Origin of the sequence: Dethiobacter alkaliphilus AHT 1, assembly GCF_000174415.1 — a bacterium.
GTDB lineage: Bacteria > Bacillota > Dethiobacteria > Dethiobacterales > Dethiobacteraceae > Dethiobacter > Dethiobacter alkaliphilus.
Window position 1 is genome coordinate 73,263 of record NZ_ACJM01000007.1, and the last position, 17,627, is coordinate 90,889.

At 38.7% G+C, this 17,627-nt stretch carries 15 protein-coding genes and 1 pseudogene; all 16 read right to left on the reverse strand.

Annotation, left to right across the window (positions count from 1 at the left end):
- Positions 1-22 precede the first annotated feature (22 nt).
- Positions 23-1,189, reverse strand: a complete 1,167-nt coding sequence (locus DEALDRAFT_RS07935; RefSeq protein ID WP_008516474.1) for a nucleotide sugar dehydrogenase — start codon at positions 1,187-1,189, stop codon at positions 23-25.
- Positions 1,190-1,282: 93 nt separating this feature from the next.
- Entirely contained in the window at positions 1,283-2,296 is a 1,014-nt protein-coding gene (locus tag DEALDRAFT_RS07940; RefSeq protein WP_008516476.1) for an NAD-dependent epimerase, read from the reverse strand.
- Between the two features lie 120 nt (positions 2,297-2,416).
- Entirely contained in the window at positions 2,417-3,793 is a 1,377-nt protein-coding gene (locus DEALDRAFT_RS07945) for an O-antigen polymerase (protein ID WP_008516478.1), read from the reverse strand.
- Between the two features lie 87 nt (positions 3,794-3,880).
- Positions 3,881-4,996, reverse strand: coding sequence for a glycosyltransferase (locus tag DEALDRAFT_RS07950; protein ID WP_008516480.1), 1,116 nt, complete (start codon positions 4,994-4,996; stop codon positions 3,881-3,883).
- Between the two features lie 68 nt (positions 4,997-5,064).
- Complete coding sequence (locus DEALDRAFT_RS07955) at positions 5,065-6,777, reverse strand: asparagine synthetase B family protein (RefSeq protein ID WP_008516482.1); 1,713 nt, start codon at positions 6,775-6,777, stop codon at positions 5,065-5,067.
- Positions 6,778-6,832: 55 nt separating this feature from the next.
- Complete coding sequence (locus DEALDRAFT_RS07960) at positions 6,833-7,741, reverse strand: ATP-grasp fold amidoligase family protein (RefSeq protein WP_008516484.1); 909 nt, start codon at positions 7,739-7,741, stop codon at positions 6,833-6,835.
- A 67-nt stretch (positions 7,742-7,808) separates the two neighbouring features.
- Positions 7,809-9,179, reverse strand: a complete 1,371-nt coding sequence (locus tag DEALDRAFT_RS07965) for a lipopolysaccharide biosynthesis protein (protein WP_008516486.1) — start codon at positions 9,177-9,179, stop codon at positions 7,809-7,811.
- Positions 9,180-9,210: 31 nt separating this feature from the next.
- Positions 9,211-10,317 (reverse strand): glycosyltransferase family 1 protein, encoded by a 1,107-nt coding sequence (locus tag DEALDRAFT_RS07970; RefSeq protein ID WP_008516487.1) that lies wholly within the window; start codon positions 10,315-10,317, stop codon positions 9,211-9,213.
- A 4-nt stretch (positions 10,318-10,321) separates the two neighbouring features.
- The gene (locus DEALDRAFT_RS07975) at positions 10,322-11,431 is read right to left on the reverse strand and encodes a glycosyltransferase family 4 protein (RefSeq protein ID WP_008516489.1); all 1,110 of its coding nucleotides are present in this window, start codon (positions 11,429-11,431) and stop codon (positions 10,322-10,324) included.
- Between the two features lie 13 nt (positions 11,432-11,444).
- Complete coding sequence (locus tag DEALDRAFT_RS16465; protein ID WP_008516491.1) at positions 11,445-12,329, reverse strand: NAD-dependent epimerase/dehydratase family protein; 885 nt, start codon at positions 12,327-12,329, stop codon at positions 11,445-11,447.
- A gap of 10 nt (positions 12,330-12,339) precedes the next feature.
- Positions 12,340-12,978 (reverse strand): sugar transferase, encoded by a 639-nt coding sequence (locus DEALDRAFT_RS07985; RefSeq protein WP_008516493.1) that lies wholly within the window; start codon positions 12,976-12,978, stop codon positions 12,340-12,342.
- Between the two features lies 1 nt (position 12,979).
- Positions 12,980-13,543 (reverse strand): PglD-related sugar-binding protein, encoded by a 564-nt coding sequence (locus tag DEALDRAFT_RS07990; RefSeq protein ID WP_008516494.1) that lies wholly within the window; start codon positions 13,541-13,543, stop codon positions 12,980-12,982.
- Between the two features lie 310 nt (positions 13,544-13,853).
- Positions 13,854-14,234, reverse strand: a pseudogene (locus DEALDRAFT_RS07995) (sugar transferase); the annotation flags it as partial.
- Positions 14,235-15,353: a DegT/DnrJ/EryC1/StrS family aminotransferase gene (locus tag DEALDRAFT_RS08000; protein ID WP_008516496.1), complete on the reverse strand. Its 1,119-nt coding sequence runs from the start codon at positions 15,351-15,353 to the stop codon at positions 14,235-14,237.
- A 155-nt stretch (positions 15,354-15,508) separates the two neighbouring features.
- Positions 15,509-17,380 (reverse strand): polysaccharide biosynthesis protein, encoded by a 1,872-nt coding sequence (locus tag DEALDRAFT_RS08005; RefSeq protein WP_008516497.1) that lies wholly within the window; start codon positions 17,378-17,380, stop codon positions 15,509-15,511.
- Positions 17,381-17,446: 66 nt separating this feature from the next.
- The gene (locus tag DEALDRAFT_RS16890) at positions 17,447-17,605 is read right to left on the reverse strand and encodes a hypothetical protein (RefSeq protein ID WP_008516498.1); all 159 of its coding nucleotides are present in this window, start codon (positions 17,603-17,605) and stop codon (positions 17,447-17,449) included.
- Positions 17,606-17,627: the final 22 nt, after the last annotated feature.

Below are 17,627 nucleotides of genomic sequence, written 5' to 3' on the forward strand. Positions count from 1 at the left end.
CACCGCCCTTTAACAAAAAATGTTAGTCTCTGCTAAACAAGTCTCTAGTATATACCTTTTCCACCACATCTTTTATTTCATCCGATAGACGATTTGCCACGATAACATCTGATATTCTTTTAAACTCTTCAAAGTCTCTTATCACCCTTGACTTATAGAAGTCATCCTCTTTCAAGGCTGGCTCAAATACCACCACTTCGATGCCTTTAGCTTTAATTCGTTTCATGACACCTTGAATAGCCGATTGACGGAAATTATCCGAATCCATTTTCATGGTAAGCCTATAGATGCCGACAATTTTAGGATTTCTACTAATGATCATATCAGCGATATGGTCTTTTCTCGTTCTGTTCGCATCTACGATGGCAGACATGATATTTTGAGGAACATCAGCATAGTTTGCTAATAGCTGCTTCGTATCTTTCGGCAAGCAATACCCACCGTAACCGAACGAAGGATTGTTATAATGATTTCCTATTCTTGGGTCCAGGCCAACGCCCTCAATAATCTGCTGCGTATTAAGTCCTCTTACTTCAGCGTAGGAATCTAATTCATTAAAGAACGCAACCCTAAGCGCCAAGAAGGTATTAGCGAACAGTTTAATTGCTTCCGCTTCTGTTGGATTGGTAAACAACACAGGAATATTTTCTTTCAGCGCCCCCTGGGCCAAAAGGTCCGCAAAAATTTTAGCCCTCTGGGACTGCTCTCCTACTACTATTCTCGAAGGATGGAGATTATCATAAAGGGCGCTGCCTTCTCTTAAGAATTCTGGCGAGAAGATAATATTATCAGTTTCAAACTTCTCTTTAATAGATTCAGTATACCCAACCGGTACCGTTGATTTTATAACCATAACCGCATCCGGATTAATGGCTAAAACATTGGCAATAACAGCTTCAACCGTTCGTGTATTAAAGTAGTTCTTCTCAGGATCATAATTGGTTGGTGTTGAAATAATGACATATTCAGCATCTTTATAGGCTATGTAATTATCTGTGGTTGCCCTCAGATCCAAATCCTTAGTAGCTAAATACTCTTCAATCTCAGCATCAATAATCGGAGACTTCTTGTTGTTAATCATATCTACTTTACTTTGGATAATATCAAGAGCCGTCACTTCATTATGTTGGGCCAGCAATATAGCATTAGACAGACCAACATAGCCCGTTCCAGCGATTGTTATTTTCATTTTAAGTTTCCCCTCCCCCATATTCAAAAACGACATACATTTGTTTATTTACTGAGTCCCCTAATAATCTCTCAATAAATTTCAACTCAACTCTTACTCACCGACTTTATAATACTCTTTGTACCAATCCACAAACTTAGCAAGTCCATCTTCAATGCTTATACTCGGCTTGAAATTAATGTCTCTTTCAAGGTCAGATACATCAGCATAGGTTCTATGAACATCCCCTGGCTGCATATCCACATAGACTTTCTCAGCTTCTCTACCTAGAGCAGATTCTAATGCGTTGATAAATCTCATGAGTTGCACTGGGTTGTTATTGCCAATATTGTATATCTTGTAAGGCGCAAAGCTTGTGCTTAAATCGTCCTTGCTTTCATCCCACTCTTTGTTAGCAGTAGGAACCTTATCAATGAGCTTGACAATACCTTCGACGATGTCATCAATATAAGTAAAGTCTCTCTCCATTTTCCCGTGATTAAAGACTTTGATCGGTGTTCCTTTCAGAATGTCTTTTGTAAAGGAGAAATAGGCCATATCCGGTCGTCCCCACGGGCCATAAACAGTGAAAAATCTAAGACCTGTAGTTGGGATACCATAAAGATGGCTATAAGTGTGCGCCATTAATTCATTTGATTTTTTAGTTGCAGCATAAAGTGAAACAGGATGATCTACATTATGATTCGTGGAGAAAGGCACCACTTTGTTGCCGCCATATACCGAGCTGGATGAAGCATAAAGTAAATGCTCAACTGGGTAGTTTCTACATGCCTCTAAGATATTCATAAAGCCAGTTAAGTTCGAATCCACATAAGCATAGGGATTCTCAATAGAGTACCGCACTCCTGCTTGAGCTGCTAAATTTATGACATGTGTAGGTTGGTAGGTTTCGAAGATATTATCTACTTCAGCTTTGTCTTTGAGATCTACCTTATGAAAATTAAAGTTGTTGCACTTTCGTAAGATATCAAGTCTTGACTGCTTAAGACTTGGATCATAATAGTCGTTCAAGCTGTCAATCCCAATTACTTGATAGGATTGATCTAGTAATTTTTTTGATAGGTGAAAGCCAATGAAACCGGCCGCACCAGTGACTAATATTTTCATTTTTGTTATACCTCCGATTTCTTTGCTTGAATTGAAACACAACCCTATCATCTTTGAGTATGTATCTGCTTCCTAATGCCAATAATATCAATTTTTTTAAGTGGATCTTAAATATCTGCATTAAGCATTAAGAATATTCTTTTCTTGATATTTTTTTCTGATCATTACAATTAGTATTGTCCCTACAAACAACTCAAACCCACCTTGCATAACTAAGCTTATGTCTCCATACATCACCCTAAAGGAAAGAAAAACAATCCAAGCTGCTCTGAGAATTGATTCCAAAGCAGTTTTCTGAGGTGGAAAGATAGAATCAAAAATACGAATGATAACACCAAATGTAAATGTCACAATAATAACTCCTGGTAAACTGAGACTGTAATATCCGAATGATAATAAGTCAACAGGTATGGTGCCAAAAGTTCCAAAGTAATTTGTGTTAACTCTTGACAAAGTGTCTGGCAATTGAATGCCTAAAAGGCTTTGAGGCAATAGGGTGGCAGTACCAATAAAAATATCGGAGAAAAATCTAAAAGAAACTTCTCTACCCACTGTTAATAAATTTACTAGATTGATATAAGGAAATGAAAACTCCATCAACACCAAACGTGATATTTCACCAATATTTATTTCCCATGACTGCAGGTAATAAAAAAACTGGTTTGGATTACTAAACGCACGGAAGAGTGGATTACCAAATATAATAATGGCTAATGCAACCACAGTGCTGAAAATAATAAACTTACCCTGCCCTCGATTTTTATATAAAACACCAAAAAGTGGGAAAATCACTATATACCTTACCATAGACAACCTTCCAGATAAGAGCATTAACAAATACAATGAAATTACGAATGACAGACCAAACATCATGGTATAATACTTGCGTTTCTTTCTTTTCTCATACATCAATACATAAAAAATATACGAAGCAATCATCACTACTGGTGCAAGGTTTTTCAGAAAAAGCCATCGTGAAGAGACAGGTCCCCTTCCACTTCTATATAGTGTCGCTGTTTCCAGAGCAGTTTTTATCCCACCTATTGAATTCACATAAATAAGTAAGGAGAGCGTTCCAAGAATAAACAGAAACATCGCAATAACAGCAACTTTTTTTTCAGGAAAAAAAGAACTGGTTTCAGATTTTTCTTTTGAATCCTTGGCGGTTTGTGTTTGACTCTTTTTTGTGATTCTAACTTTTTTGGCTGTATAATAGCCAGTTATGATTGCAGCATAACCGAAAAAGCTGGTAATTGACGCAAGCAAATACCCCGTATCGTTAAGCGGTATACGTCTAATCCAGTGCATATCAGAATAATAGGTTAGATCGACTGAGAAAATAAAAATTGGCACTATGCCAAAACAGATTGCGTAAATAATGCTAACGCCAAACAATAAATCGATCTGAAACCTTTTTTGATTCCGAACTGATTCTGCTAGTAATATGAACCCACACAATAATATTGCTATTGGCAAAGCATATTCTCCTAAGTTCATAGGAACCTCCTTTCTCGATGAATTCTTCGATTAGCTAATCCATGGTTACGGTAGCACAAACCCATCAATTTTTTATATTACCTTCATTTATTTCTTAAAAACCGTTTCATATTGCCGAACTATATTTTTAACATCGAAGTCTCTTGCTCTATCATATACTTTGTCTGACATTTGTCTAATTCTATCATGCTCATATATGAGATTTTCCAATTCTATGGAGAGCTGATGAGGATCATCATTAGGCACCAACCATCCATATTCTCCATCCTTAAGAATCTCCCGCGGTCCATGGGGACAATCCGTCGCCAATACTGGTGTTGCGCAGGCCATAGACTCCACAATAACATGCCCAAATCCTTCCCATAAGGATGATAAAATAAATAAGTCAGCCTGTCTCATATATGCATATGGGTTTATCTGAAAACCTATCAGCTTGATATTTTCAGATAAACCATAGTCGCTGATCATTCTCTTTATATATTTTTCATCCGGGCCTTCACCCATGATAAATAATTCGAAATCGTCATAGTCTTTATCTTTAAGTTTGCCAAGCGCTTTAATCAGGAGTGGGTAGTTCTTTTGTTTTGCGAGTCTTCCACAGGCAATCATTTTGAACTTTTTGGTGTAGGATATTTCACATGTTTCCAGGCTTTTCCTCTTTATGCTCTCTATATCAACCGGGTTATATATTCTGGTTACTTTTGATGCGTCTAGCTGATACTTTTCTACCATGTGTTCGCTAACACCTTCAGATAATCCAATGACTTTGTCTGCTTCCCGATAAATGATCCCATATAGTTTTTGTTTCAAAGCAGTTGTATTGATTCCTTCTTCTCGATAGTTTGTTTCCCTGAGAATAAGTTTTGCTTTCCTATTCGATATCTTATTTCCCAACCACACCGCAAAGTTCACCTGTGGCAGGGTTGAAAAGAGTCTGTCCGGGTGTTTGGATTCAATAATTTTTTTAATCTTCCAGGCCGCATATCTGCCTCTCGAATTGAGATTAATTATTTCAACGTCGTCTGGAATTAATGAAGCATAAGCATCGTTTGGGTCATAATCTAACAATACCAGTGTTGGCGTAAAACTTTTTTTATCAATGCTTTTCAGTAAATTAACCATTGTGCGTTGAGCACCGCCACCCGACAGGTTTGATAGAAAGAAAAATATCTTTATTTTTATTTTTTCTTCTGCTAATACCATTTATTTGCTCCATTCTATTTTCAATTTCTCATTCATATAATCTGAAACTAACTTTAGTGCGAGCATCCTTATCGAAGGAAAGTCTCATCCTCCTGCAGCAACTTGTTCATTTTAATGATGATCACTGTTCTGAAGGCTAAAACATGATAATCTATGTTTTGCTTTGTGACGTGATTTCTGATTTGTGTCTTAATTTTTTTTGAAATATAGGGGCTTATCCACAACTTTGCAATCTTTAAATATTTAATGCAGCTGCCTCTGCGATTACTGCGCAGCTTATCAGTAATAAACCTCAAATATTCTTCAGAAAACACACGATTGCCATTCTCGATTATTTCTAGAAAAAATGCCTCTGTCATTGACGCAGTATGTACAATATGTGCTAATTTTTGGTTAGCATTATATTTTGCATAACCCACTGATGGGTTGCATTCGTTAACAATTTTTTTAAATACATTTTTGTTACTGAGCATATGATTTGGTAGTGTTCTTGTTACTTGTATGATTCTTTTAGATAATAGTGGACTCATCGTCTCCATATACGGCGTCTTTAAGTCATTTAAAGCAGCTAAAACAAGAGGAGTCCTTTCGCATTGATAAAGCCTGCTCCTCATACTATCAAGTGATTCATTTTCTTTTTTTAGAAATGCTTCAGGTCTAGTTTGATCTGGCAGCTTTAAATCAATAAGTTTTGGCAAGTTTTCAAAATCACTCCACAAACTCAATCCAGACATGAATCTTAAATCTTTTTCATTTAATGGATAACTAGTAGGCCATGGTACATCACCTCTGATGGTTCCTTCGATCCCACTGTCATGCAATCTTTTCCATACATCGAATCCATCCATGTACCCTGATAGATGGTCTATGCGACCTTCACCATTTTCAATAAATCGATTTAAAATTATCTTCGCATCTCTATATGTGTTATCCAATTCAAAATAAGTGTTCTTAACGCCAAGGTTATCAGTCAGTTCTTTCGCAATTTGAGCATCACTGTATCTTTGAGTGCGAGCAGCTTTTGTACCCCACGTTATTGTCTCAAGATTGTATTTTTCCTTAAGAAAGAGCAACAGCGCACGGCTATCATAGCCTCCCGATAATGGAAGCACCCAGTGGTCAGGGTTTATTTGAATACTGTTGAGTGTGCTTTCGATGGCTTCCTTCAAACGAAATTCATGTTCATCATCGGACAGATCTAGTTGGTTGAACTCTAATTCCTCTGTAAGTATTTTCAACTCCCACGCGTTCCTGTCAAGCCTTGCTATTGAATTGGCAGGGATACACTTTATTCTTTTATCCCACGAGAAACTCGGGCCAAGGTTTCCTGCTGAAAGCATCCACGGAATTACCTTTTCATTTAATTCAAAGCGCCCTAATATCATCACAATTGCACGTTGTGATGTCGATACAATCCATTTTTCCTGATCCATATAATACCACATGGTTCTAGAACCCACTGTATCCGTCACAGCTTCCACATTGCTTTCATTGCTACGAATCAGTGCATATGTGCCATCCGGGGAAACTGAACTTGGTTTATTCCAAGTTTCGTCTTCAAAAACCTTCCCAAGGCATAGGCCTCTCTGATCCTGCAACACCTCAACGGTGCTGTTCGGGTTATATACAGCCATCATCAGCTTCCGGTCAGAGAAGATTATTTTCGGATCTGCTGCAGTAATATTATCTGGAATCAGTCTTTCATTCATTTTATTGAGTTTATGAATCAGTTTATCTGTTTCGGAAACGTCTCGAAAGCAGACCATAAGCATCTTTGACATATTTCACCTTCTTCGAAAATTTAGTTCACCTTGTGCTCTTCATATTCTTTTTACTTTATTCCCAGTAGCGGGGAGCTATCCTCCACTTATGGCCTAGAGCCAAATCAAATGACTGTGGTGTAAACTTCCCCATACCTGACTTTGGGTAATGCGTCATTTCGCCAAAATAAATATTGTCTTTTATTGCATAAAGGTCAACTCGAACAAAGTCAAAATTCATGCCGAGTAATTCAGCTAATTCAAGCATGCGAGTATATGCTAATGGTTTTGATATTTCATTTCCTTGTTTTTGCATTGACTTTGTTGCAGGTATAATTTTCCATTCTCGTGTATATAAAGTTAATGTTCTCGCCGATTCTTCAAAACGATCGGAGTCAACCTGCACCATTTCACACTTTCCATTAAAAACAAAAAATTTAAAGTCCTTAGGGATATTACCATTTTCATCTAGCAATAATTCTTCTACCACAATTTTTCGTTCAATCTTCTGATAAGCCCATTCATGATACATGACACCATATGATTTCTGCAACCACTTCTTACATTTATTGATTATTTCTTTTTTTGTATATGTTGAGTTTTCATCAATAATAAGATTTTGTCCCGAACCAAAATTCGACTTGATAATATACTTTGTCGGAAGTTCATCAAAAGGAATAGTTTTAGGATTATCCGTCACATACAGCAAAGGGACCAATACTTCTTTGCCATCTTTTTCTCCTAGTTTTTCGATAATATACTCTCTAACTCTATGTTTATCAGCTGTGAGTGGCAATAGAGGATTCCTGTCGTTAATTTTTTTCCACACAATTTTTTCGTTGAAAGTTTTAGGATTTTTCAAATCCAAAGGATAGCCATGACGTTTATAAAACTTCCTTTTTTGAAATGGATAACCTGTTATTCTATCGATGGCTGTATATCCATGTTTGTAAATTTCTTTAATAATTAAAATTAAATTGGTCATTTTTTCTTCCACCTTTAAATACAGTATTCAGATGCCCTCTGTTAATTTCAGCTACCCTATCCAGAATTTATTTAGCTTTATTGCCTCTGTCAAAATGTCGACTTTTGTGAATCGTAACAGCAATAAGAATTATATTGACTACAGCTCCTGCTAAACTATAGAGAATTACAGCCACCAAATCATTTTGTAACAAATATGCTCCAACCAACAAACCCACCGATCTAGCAACAATACTAATAACAGATATATTTAAATGAAATTTTTGTTCTGACAAGACTGGCAAGGTTTTTACACTCGGCTTGTTGACGAAAGCAAAGAAGGACCACAGTGCCATCCATCTTGCATATTCACCTGCTACTATCCAATCTGCACCAAAGACAAATTGAAACAAGATCGGCCCAAAGATGAACACGATACCAAATGGTACAATACCCACTATGACTAACGATAACGTTGCTTTTTTTAAGATCTTCGCAATTTTTTCATGATTATGCGCTGCGCTGGCGATGTGTGGGTAAAAAACATCTCCAATCGCATTACCGATTAATTCAGTTGGCAATTTTAGTACTTTTTTTCCAATGGCATAAAACCCAGCTGCTGCTGGCCCAAAGAAAGCCGTCAATATCAATACCGGAAGACTTTGCGAGATTCCGTTTATGAATACTTCTGGTGCACGGTATTTAGGAAAATCATCATATTTTTTTGCAAGTGATCGTAGGGGTGTAGGTAAGTGTTTTTTATTCTGTTCCTCTTCTGAACTTATATCTTGCCTAACAATCCTTGCACCCCAAACGAGCATCAATGTATGTAATGCATGTCCAAGTGTTGCAATGATTATTAAAGTGGCCGCAATAGGATGAAACAAACCAAATCCTGATTTTGTACCGTTGACCACAAGTGCCTGCGCAACAGCGACTTTTGCCCTTACAGCAAACTGTTTTTTTCGGATTAGCCATTGCTGTGTGACTTGAAGGCCGGAAGCAAAGACCATCACCAGTGGTATTAGCATCAAGTATGGTGACAAAACCTGGATTTGGAGCACGCTTACAACCGTATCACCAAAGAAAATAAACAGCAATGCTACCAGGGCAGACATCGCTACTGCGATATAAAGTGATAATCGTATCAAACCTTTAGCATCAGAATCTTCTTTCGGCAATACGATAGCAATAGGGTATGTTAACGCTGCAATGGGAGTAGCGATAGCGACCATTGATGTAAACACACCAAGAACACCAAACGCCTCCGGTCCGTAAAGCCTTGTAATAATTGGAGCAAAGAGCATGGTTATGCCCTGCGCTGCGGCTGTTCCTGACGCCACTGTAAACACGTTGCGGATAAATTTCTTTTTAGAAAGCTTAGTCAGTGTTTTTTTATTCAACTTATTGTTTAGAAGGCAAGAAATAGACAACACATATTTTTTTATTATAGAAATCATTCCAGCATGCTCCTATATGATCACATAGTTATTATGTTTTATTTGTTTTTATATAAAAATCCTGATACCAGTTGGCTACTGCTTCAGTATCATATCCTGCTTCTACAATTGCGTTATAAGTATTTCTACGTTCAAGGCTTTGCGAAAATTTCATCACCTTTTCTGCCCAGTACGCTGCACTCTTATCAAGTGATACATATTCCACCAGATCAGTTATTTTCACTTCATTCGTAATTTTGTCTGATATCACGCACGGCAATCCTGCCGCTTGAGCTTCAAGCACAACTCCGGGCAAGCCTTCAAAATGAGATGGAAAAAGAAGAATATCCATCGCTTGAAGAAGTTCAGGAACATCCGTCCGTATCCCTGTAAGAATAACTGAATGGTCAATTCCAAAATCAGAAATCTGCTGTTCAATTTCATTCCTCAAAGGGCCATCTCCAATCAACACCAGTACAGCATCTTTATTATTCTTTACTATCAGCTTGAACGTTTCTAATAGGAATGAATGGTTTTTTTGGGAATGGAATCTGCCAATATGAGAAACAACAAACTTGTTTTCAATGCCCAGTTCCTTTCGCTTAATATCTCTCATCTCTTTATCGAATGAATATTTCAATGCTTCAATCGCGTTTGGGATAATTTTTACAAACCCTTTGTCTACTACATCTCGTCCGAACTCGCTGATACCAGCCAATTGTGAAACTGCAAATAAATGTGTGGCATATAATTTGGTCAATTTACAGATATATTTCTTTATGATATTTTCTTTATTGGAATTTCTTGCATGTGCAATTCTTACTGGCACATTATTTTTCCTAGCTTCATTCAAGTAAACAAATCCCGTATTAGTTTGATGTCCGTGAACAATTTTATATTCTGGATGTTCTTTGAAGAATAGATTCCATGCTCTTTTATAATCAAAATAATTCTTACCATTAAATCTTGGAAAGCAATATATTTTACCACCTAACGCGCTAACTTCATCTGTAAAGAAACACTTATCATCTGTATGAATTGCAAAGTCAAATTGAACTTTAGTCTTATCAATTTTTCTATAGATATCCATAGTTCTACTTTCAGCTCCACCTGAATCTAGGCGACCGAATACGTGTAGAACTCTAATTGTTTTATTCATATCATCAAATCCTCTTATGATGCAATTTATTGATCTCATCTAAATAAGCATCAATCACTATCTGTCGATCAAACTCCCTCTCAACCTTTGCTCTACCGGCTAGTCCCATCTGAATCTTCTCCTCAAATTTTAAGTTTAAGAATCTCTTCACCTTATCTATTAAGTCATCCGAGCTTCTAGTATTAAACAAATAACCGGTCACTCCATCATCAATGACATCTTTAGAACCATTTATCTTAGAAGCGATACATACTCTTCCCATAGCTGCAGATTCAAGAAGTACATTTGGCACACCTTCTCCTCCATGAGAAGGCAGGATTGTGCAGTGACACATCTCAATCCAAGATTTTATATCTTTCTGGAATCCTATGTAATCAATGATCCCTTTTGAGTTATATTCATCGATGATTAACTTGTACTTTTCTTCTTCAATAAACCCTGCAATGTAGAAGTTCGTATTTGGATACTCGTCTTTCACTACTCTTGCGGTCTCCAAGTACTGATCTATACCTTTCAATTCCATGACTCTTCCCATGAAAATGAAGTTAATTTCATCATTTGAAGGAAGGACACTGACTTTGAATTGGCCTAAATTCACACCAGATCCAGGAAGCATAGCATAATTATCTTTCACCATATTATTCTTTACGAATAGATCTTTGTCTCCACTGTTCTGAAAAAAAACCTTGTAAGACTTCTTAATAGAGAACCTATAAAGAAGCTTCGCAACTTCACTCACAAAGTTTCTTTTCAAAAAAGTCCCGCCGGTACCAGTGATATTATTGACATGCTTATTTTTAGTAATATTTGAAGCTATAGATCCATAGATATTAGGTTTTATGGTGTAGGAGAAAATAATATCTGGTTTAACAGCTTTCATTATTCTTATATATTTCAGGACTAGCCTGATATCTTTAACAGGATTAATTCCTCTTCGTTCAACTGGTGTTTCAATAATCTTACAACCAATGTCGGTAAAGAACTTGTTATCATCTGACCTAGGCATCGATATAAAAACTTCATGCCCTTTTTCATTAAGCTTCTGTATCATTTCTTTTCTAAAATTGTATAAGGTTATAAAATGATTTGATAAAATTAAAATTCTCTTCCCCATTACGGCACACCCACTATCTTCCTAAATATTCTCTAATTTCCCTCGCAATACCAGTTTCAAAAGATTCTGGTTTAAATCCAAAGTCGGCTGCTGCTTCCTCATGTGAAAAGCTTCTGTCTTCACCCATTCTTTGAACTCGTTCGATATAATCAATTTTTCCAAATGTAATCCCTTTTATTGCTCTAGCCAGGAATACACCAAATCCAAGTGGAAAGCTTAAGAACATTGTTTTCTTGCCTAAGTTATTACTAATCAAGTTAAATGCTTCACGCATTGTGATAGGCTTTTCGCCTGATAAAATATATTCTGATTTAGCTTCTTTAGCAGGCATCATTAATACATCATAGTAAGCTTTGCCTAAATCTCTGGCATTGACTGGCTGAATCAAACTTTTCCCATGATTAATAACAGGAAAGATTCTAAATCTATCAACCATCTTTATAAACTTACTCATATTCCTATCGCACACATCACCATAAATCATAGTTGGCCTCAATATTGTCATGCTGATATCATTTTTGGTAAGAAGCTCTATAATTTCTCTTTCGATTATTACATATTCTTCAGAAGCAATCCTGAATTTAGAAAAGATGCCTGTTGTATGAACACTAACGATTCGCTTAACATCATTCTTAATAGCAGCATTTAAAACTCTAAGCGTATGCCTAATATTGATGATATGTACAATTCTATCTACACCTTTCGTTACTTCATCTAGGAATGCTTCATCATGGATATCCCCATAAACCTTCTCAATATTTAATCCGCTGTTATCAAGCCTTGAGGTGTCAGATGTTTCTCTAACAATGCAGCGGATTGCCCCTTCATATTTATGATCAATAAGCTCTTGTAAGAAATATCTGCCTGTATGTCCTGTAATTCCGGTCACTAATAACATCTGCTCACCCCTAGTATTTCACTGTCTTCTCTTCTTCCTTTGTAGCAGAAATCTCTTTCTTTGCCCCAGTCCCACCTTCAACAACCCCATCACTTTTCAGGACGCTAAAAATAGTACCAAAGAAGCATCTAACATCCATTAAAAACCCTATCTTCTCAACATACTCTCCATCAAGCTTTGCCTTAACCTCAATAGGAAGCTCATCTCTACCATTTATCTGCGCCCATCCAGTGAGTCCTACGGGCATGTCATTGGCACCATACTTGTCTCTCTCTTCAATCAGGTCATACTGGTTCCATAAGGCAGGGCGGGGACCGATTATTGACATGGTTCCCCGAAGTATGTTGATAATCTGTGGAAGCTCATCGAGACTGGTCTTTCGCAGAAACTTACCCATTTTTGTAATGTACTGATCTGGATTTTCAAGCAGGTGTGTCGGAGTATCCTTAGGCGTATCAATTCTCATGGTTCGAAACTTCAAGATATTAAAATGTGTTTTATGAATTCCAACTCTCTTCTGTTTGAATAAAACAGGACCTTTCGAATCTATCTTTATCGCAATGATGAGTAGTAAAAATAATGGCGATAATACAATCAAGCCTATTAACGCAAGTATAAAATCAGTTGCCCTCTTAACTCTTAAATACATTTCACACACCTACTCCAAAGGAAAACCCATTCGCTTCCATAAATTCCTGCGGTGTTGGCATATCATCACGCTTATACACGGCTCCACTATCAATCTTCGTATTGGCCTTCACCATGCAATGGGCTTTGACGATGGCTCCACAGTCTACATGACATCCAAACCCAATGAATGTATCATGATCTACAATAGCACCTAAACCTACGATACAGCCTCTCTCAATAACTGAATTTGTATTGACCATAGCCTTAGGCAAGACAGCTGATCCAGGATAAACTGATGCCGAAGGACTGATATAGGCAGTAGGATGAATCAACACAGGGGTGGTATAACAGTTCTCTTCAAGTCTTGCTATCCATGTCATACGAAGCTCGCTATCACTAAGAGCAGGGAAAGCATAGCTGTACTCACCTGCAAATATTTCATTATCGCTTAATTTTCCAATTGCAATATCTGAATTCTCATCGTCCAAAAAATCAATCTTATCAAACACGCCCATTGCTTCTGCAATCTCCTTCACAACGCGGCCATGTCCACCTGCACCTAAAATCAATAAGTTCTTATTCATGATCCACACCTCACATTTTCTATTAGGTTTAACTTCGCTATGGCGATATAGAAGGAACAATCAAATAATCCTTGCTCCTCGTAATTCTATTTAAAAAGCTATGGTTACCCAAAACTCTTATAATCAAGTTTAAAATATACTCTTAAATCGCTGAAACCTTTGATATCAAGCGGTTTGTAGGGTTATCTCTTTAGCATGTCCACGCCTCATTAATGCTCAAAAGATAAAAAAACCCCGCTCATATACCATATATTGTGGTTATGCGGCCTATATAACCCCTTATATAGTGGTTTATCTCTATTGAATCTCCAAGCGACATATCACCTTTTAAAATATTGAAAAGTTCAGGCAGCTCATCTAAAGACGTCTCCCTTAACAACCTCCCAAACTTTGTTAACCTCACACTATCCGGCAACAACTCACCATTCTCATCCCGCCCATCCGTCATTGTCCTGAACTTATACATAGTAAAAATCTTTTCATTTAGCCCTGGTCTTTTCTGCTTAAACAACACTGGGCTGCCTAACTTAACTCTTACCAAGAAAGCCACGACTAGTAAAACAGGACTTAAAACTATAATTGCAATCAAAGACAGCCCAAAGTCCATCGGCCTCTTAAAATACCTTTTGTATATTCCACCCTTAGCCGGTTGAAATGATGGCTGAATGTTTGGCCTGATTTCAGTTTGCATCTATTTCCACAACCCCTTAATAATCTCACAAACTCTCTGCAAATCCCCATCCGTCATCTTAGTATCAGACGGTAAACAAACCCCATCCTCAAACAACTTCTCCGACACAACCCCACCAACACAATTATATTTCTCAAAGAAAGGCTGCAAGTGCATCGGTTTCCAAATTGGCCTAGACTCAATGTTCTCGGCTTCCAGAGCATCCATAATATCCAAAGGCCTAACTTGCCCACTCAAAGTCATACAACTCAACCAGTAATTAGGCTCATTCCACTCATTAACAGGCATAAACTCAACACCATTAAGTCCACCTAGCTCCCTCTTATAAAACTCATATATATACTTTTTCTTCTCTACTCTCTCATCTAAAACCCTAAGCTGCCCTCTCCCAATCCCAGCAACAACATTGCTCATACGGTAATTAAACCCTAATTCGCTATGCTGATAGTGCCTTGCCGGGTCCCTGGACTGAGTGGACCAAAACCGCACCTTTGCAACTCTCTCTTCATCATCAGAGACTAACATGCCACCACCTGAAGTAGTAATTATTTTATTCCCATTAAATGAAAAAAAACCGTAGTCTCCGAAGGTGCCGGTATGTTTTCCTTTGTAATAAGTACCTAAGCTTTCAGCGGCATCTTCTACTAGAACAACATTATGCTTCTTGCATAGCTCAACAATTTTATCCATATCAGCAGACAAGCCATAGAGGTGGACGACTATAACCGCTTTTACTTCTGGATACTTATGAAAGGCTTCCTCTAAAGCTTTAGGGCACATATTCCATGTCTCGTAGTCACTATCTATAAAAACAGGAATTGCATTCTGATAAATAATTGGGTTAGCCGTCGCCGAGAAAGTTAGTGAGGGGCAAAACACAATATCTCCTGCACCAACCCCTGCGGCTCTTAGTGCTAAATGAATAGCTGCTGTTCCAGAAGAAAGTGCGGCAGCTGCTTTACAGCCGACTTTGGCAGCCAGTTCATTTTCAAACTCATTGACGTTATTACCTAGAGGGGCAATCCAGTTAGTATCAAACGCTTCCTGTATATATTGCATTTCATATCCTTTGTCACTCATGTGGGGTGATGAAAGATAAATTCTTTTCTTACTTGTCATTAGGCTAATACTCCCTCTTAAAGCTCTTAAAATTGAACATACAGGTGAGAAAAATGCACGCCAAGTGTCGCGGCGTGCATTTCCCTACACTTCTCATTATAAATTCATAGCGCATTCCAATAATTTGCATCTACTTCGCTAAATACCAATTAAGATTATCGCTCCAGCTGCTTTATTGGGAAATGGGTGACCTTGGTATCTTTTATCCATTGTTTTTCCTGGAATATTTCGGTGAAGTGGCTGTTGTGAGACATTAGGTCTTCTTTTAGTATTTTACTAAGGTGGGCCATTTCCTGGCGGAAGCCGATGGTGGTCATGTCGGTGGCTTTGGCGATGAAGATGCGGGTGTGTTTGGTTGTTTTGTTACCTTCTTCGTTGGTTAGTAGCTCTTCGTAGAGTTTTTCGCCGGGGCGGATACCGGTGTAGGAGATATGTATGTCTTTGTTTGGTTCGAAGCCGGAGAGGCGGATGAGATCGTGGGCCAGATCGGTGATTTTTACCGGTTCGCCCATGTCCAGGACGAATATTTCTCCTTTTTCACCCATGGCGCCGGCTTGGATTACCAGTTGTACTGCTTCGGGGATGGTCATGAAGTAGCGAGTCATTTCCGGGGAGGTTACTGTTACCGGCCCACCTGCTTCGATTTGTTTTCTAAAGAGGGGGATCACGCTGCCGCGGGAGCCCAGGACGTTTCCGAAGCGTACGGCGCAGAAGCGGGTATTTGATTTTCTGGAGGTTATCTGGATTACCATTTCTGCTATGCGTTTGGTGGCGCCCATGACGCTGGTGGGGTTGACCGCTTTATCTGTGGAAATGAGGAGGAAGCTTTTAGCGTTGTACTTGTGGGCTGCTTCGGCAACGTTTTTGGTGCCGAAGATATTGTTTTTGATGGCTTCGGTACGGTTGGCTTCCATGAGGGGGACGTGTTTGTGGGCGGCGGCGTGGAAGATTACTGTTGGATTGTAGGTTGAGAAGATTAGGTCGATACGTTTGCGGTCACGGATATCTGCTACCACGGGGATGATTTCGCAGGGCAGGTTTCTTTTTTGCAATTCCATCTCTATATCGTAGACGCTGTTTTCGGTGTGATCCAGGAGAATTAGTGTATCTGGCTGGAAGCGGGTGATTTGGCGGCAGAGTTCGGATCCGATGGAGCCGCCGGCACCGGTTACCAGTACGGTTTCTTTTTTAAGGTACGAGGCTATTTCCGTGAGGTTAATTTTAACTTCCTGGCGGCCTAAGAGGTCTTCGATTTCCACGGGGCGGATTTTGCTGATTGATACATCGCCGCTTAGAATTTCGTAAACGCCGGGCAGTATACTGACCTTTACCGGCAGCTTGCTGCAGATTCGGGCAATTTCCCGGACTTCATCTTTGGGTGCTGAAGGCATGGCAATAATTATTTCATCTACGTTGTGAGTTTCTACGATTTGGGGTATATCCTGGCGTGGGCCCAGCACTTTTACACCATGGATGATGGAGCGCTCCTTTGCTTTATCGTCATCGATAAAACCAACGGGCTTGGGCAGGCGGGCATAGTAATGGTTTTGCAATTCTTTTAGGACCATGGTACCGGCGCAACCTGCACCGACGATGAGTACCCGGGTTTCGCATTCTGAATGACAATTATTGTTTGTACGTCGTAGAAAGCGAATGGCAAAGCGGGTGCCGCCAATTAGTGCGATGCTTAGAATCCAGGCAATTATGTATGAGCTGCGGGGGAATGGTTGAACAAAGAAGCGGGTGTATAAATAGATATGTATGTAGGCGATGGAGACTGAAAAGACGATGAGTGCCAGTTCTCCTATGCTGGCGTACTGCCAGAGTCGACGATAAAGGCCCAGTAGGTAGAAGATGGCTATTGCAAGGATGGTTAGAGGTATTACTTGCTGGAAATAGAGGGCCAGATAGGGTTGTTGGATGGCAAAATCAAAGCGTAGTTGCAGGGCAGCATATAAAGACAGGGCAACAAGATGTAGGTCGATAATCATTAAGATAAATTGCCAGCGGTTGATTTTGAAGTCCATAAGACCCCTCCTCTCTAATGGATTTATAAAGAAACCCGGAATAACAACGGTGTTATCCGGGATTACTTACTTAAACTTAAAGTAACGCTTTTTAAAATGTGCCAATGCTATGGCATTGTGTGGAGTCAAATCCACAACATTATAATCATTCTTGCGACTGAGCATTTCTTCTTTTTGTTCTCTTTTTTTGTTCTCCCGCAACCTTTTTCTGCTGGGATGACCCATTTTTTACCTCCTAATAATTCCA

What these genes read in the sequence shown, in the direction of transcription:
- DEALDRAFT_RS07935 (WP_008516474.1), bottom strand. Translation starts at nt 1,189, where the DNA reads ATGAAAATAACAATCGCTGGAACGGGCTATGTTGGTCTGTCTAATGCT.
- DEALDRAFT_RS07940 (WP_008516476.1), bottom strand. Translation starts at nt 2,296, where the DNA reads ATGAAAATATTAGTCACTGGTGCGGCCGGTTTCATTGGCTTTCACCTA.
- DEALDRAFT_RS07945 (WP_008516478.1), bottom strand. Translation starts at nt 3,793, where the DNA reads ATGAACTTAGGAGAATATGCTTTGCCAATAGCAATATTATTGTGTGGG.
- DEALDRAFT_RS07950 (WP_008516480.1), bottom strand. Translation starts at nt 4,996, where the DNA reads ATGGTATTAGCAGAAGAAAAAATAAAAATAAAGATATTTTTCTTTCTA.
- DEALDRAFT_RS07955 (WP_008516482.1), bottom strand. Translation starts at nt 6,777, where the DNA reads ATGTCAAAGATGCTTATGGTCTGCTTTCGAGACGTTTCCGAAACAGAT.
- DEALDRAFT_RS07960 (WP_008516484.1), bottom strand. Translation starts at nt 7,741, where the DNA reads ATGACCAATTTAATTTTAATTATTAAAGAAATTTACAAACATGGATAT.
- DEALDRAFT_RS07965 (WP_008516486.1), bottom strand. Translation starts at nt 9,179, where the DNA reads ATGATTTCTATAATAAAAAAATATGTGTTGTCTATTTCTTGCCTTCTA.
- DEALDRAFT_RS07970 (WP_008516487.1), bottom strand. Translation starts at nt 10,317, where the DNA reads ATGAATAAAACAATTAGAGTTCTACACGTATTCGGTCGCCTAGATTCA.
- DEALDRAFT_RS07975 (WP_008516489.1), bottom strand. Translation starts at nt 11,431, where the DNA reads ATGGGGAAGAGAATTTTAATTTTATCAAATCATTTTATAACCTTATAC.
- DEALDRAFT_RS16465 (WP_008516491.1), bottom strand. Translation starts at nt 12,329, where the DNA reads ATGTTATTAGTGACCGGAATTACAGGACATACAGGCAGATATTTCTTA.
- DEALDRAFT_RS07985 (WP_008516493.1), bottom strand. Translation starts at nt 12,978, where the DNA reads ATGTATTTAAGAGTTAAGAGGGCAACTGATTTTATACTTGCGTTAATA.
- DEALDRAFT_RS07990 (WP_008516494.1), bottom strand. Translation starts at nt 13,543, where the DNA reads ATGAATAAGAACTTATTGATTTTAGGTGCAGGTGGACATGGCCGCGTT.
- DEALDRAFT_RS08000 (WP_008516496.1), bottom strand. Translation starts at nt 15,353, where the DNA reads ATGACAAGTAAGAAAAGAATTTATCTTTCATCACCCCACATGAGTGAC.
- DEALDRAFT_RS08005 (WP_008516497.1), bottom strand. Translation starts at nt 17,380, where the DNA reads ATGGACTTCAAAATCAACCGCTGGCAATTTATCTTAATGATTATCGAC.
- DEALDRAFT_RS16890 (WP_008516498.1), bottom strand. Translation starts at nt 17,605, where the DNA reads ATGGGTCATCCCAGCAGAAAAAGGTTGCGGGAGAACAAAAAAAGAGAA.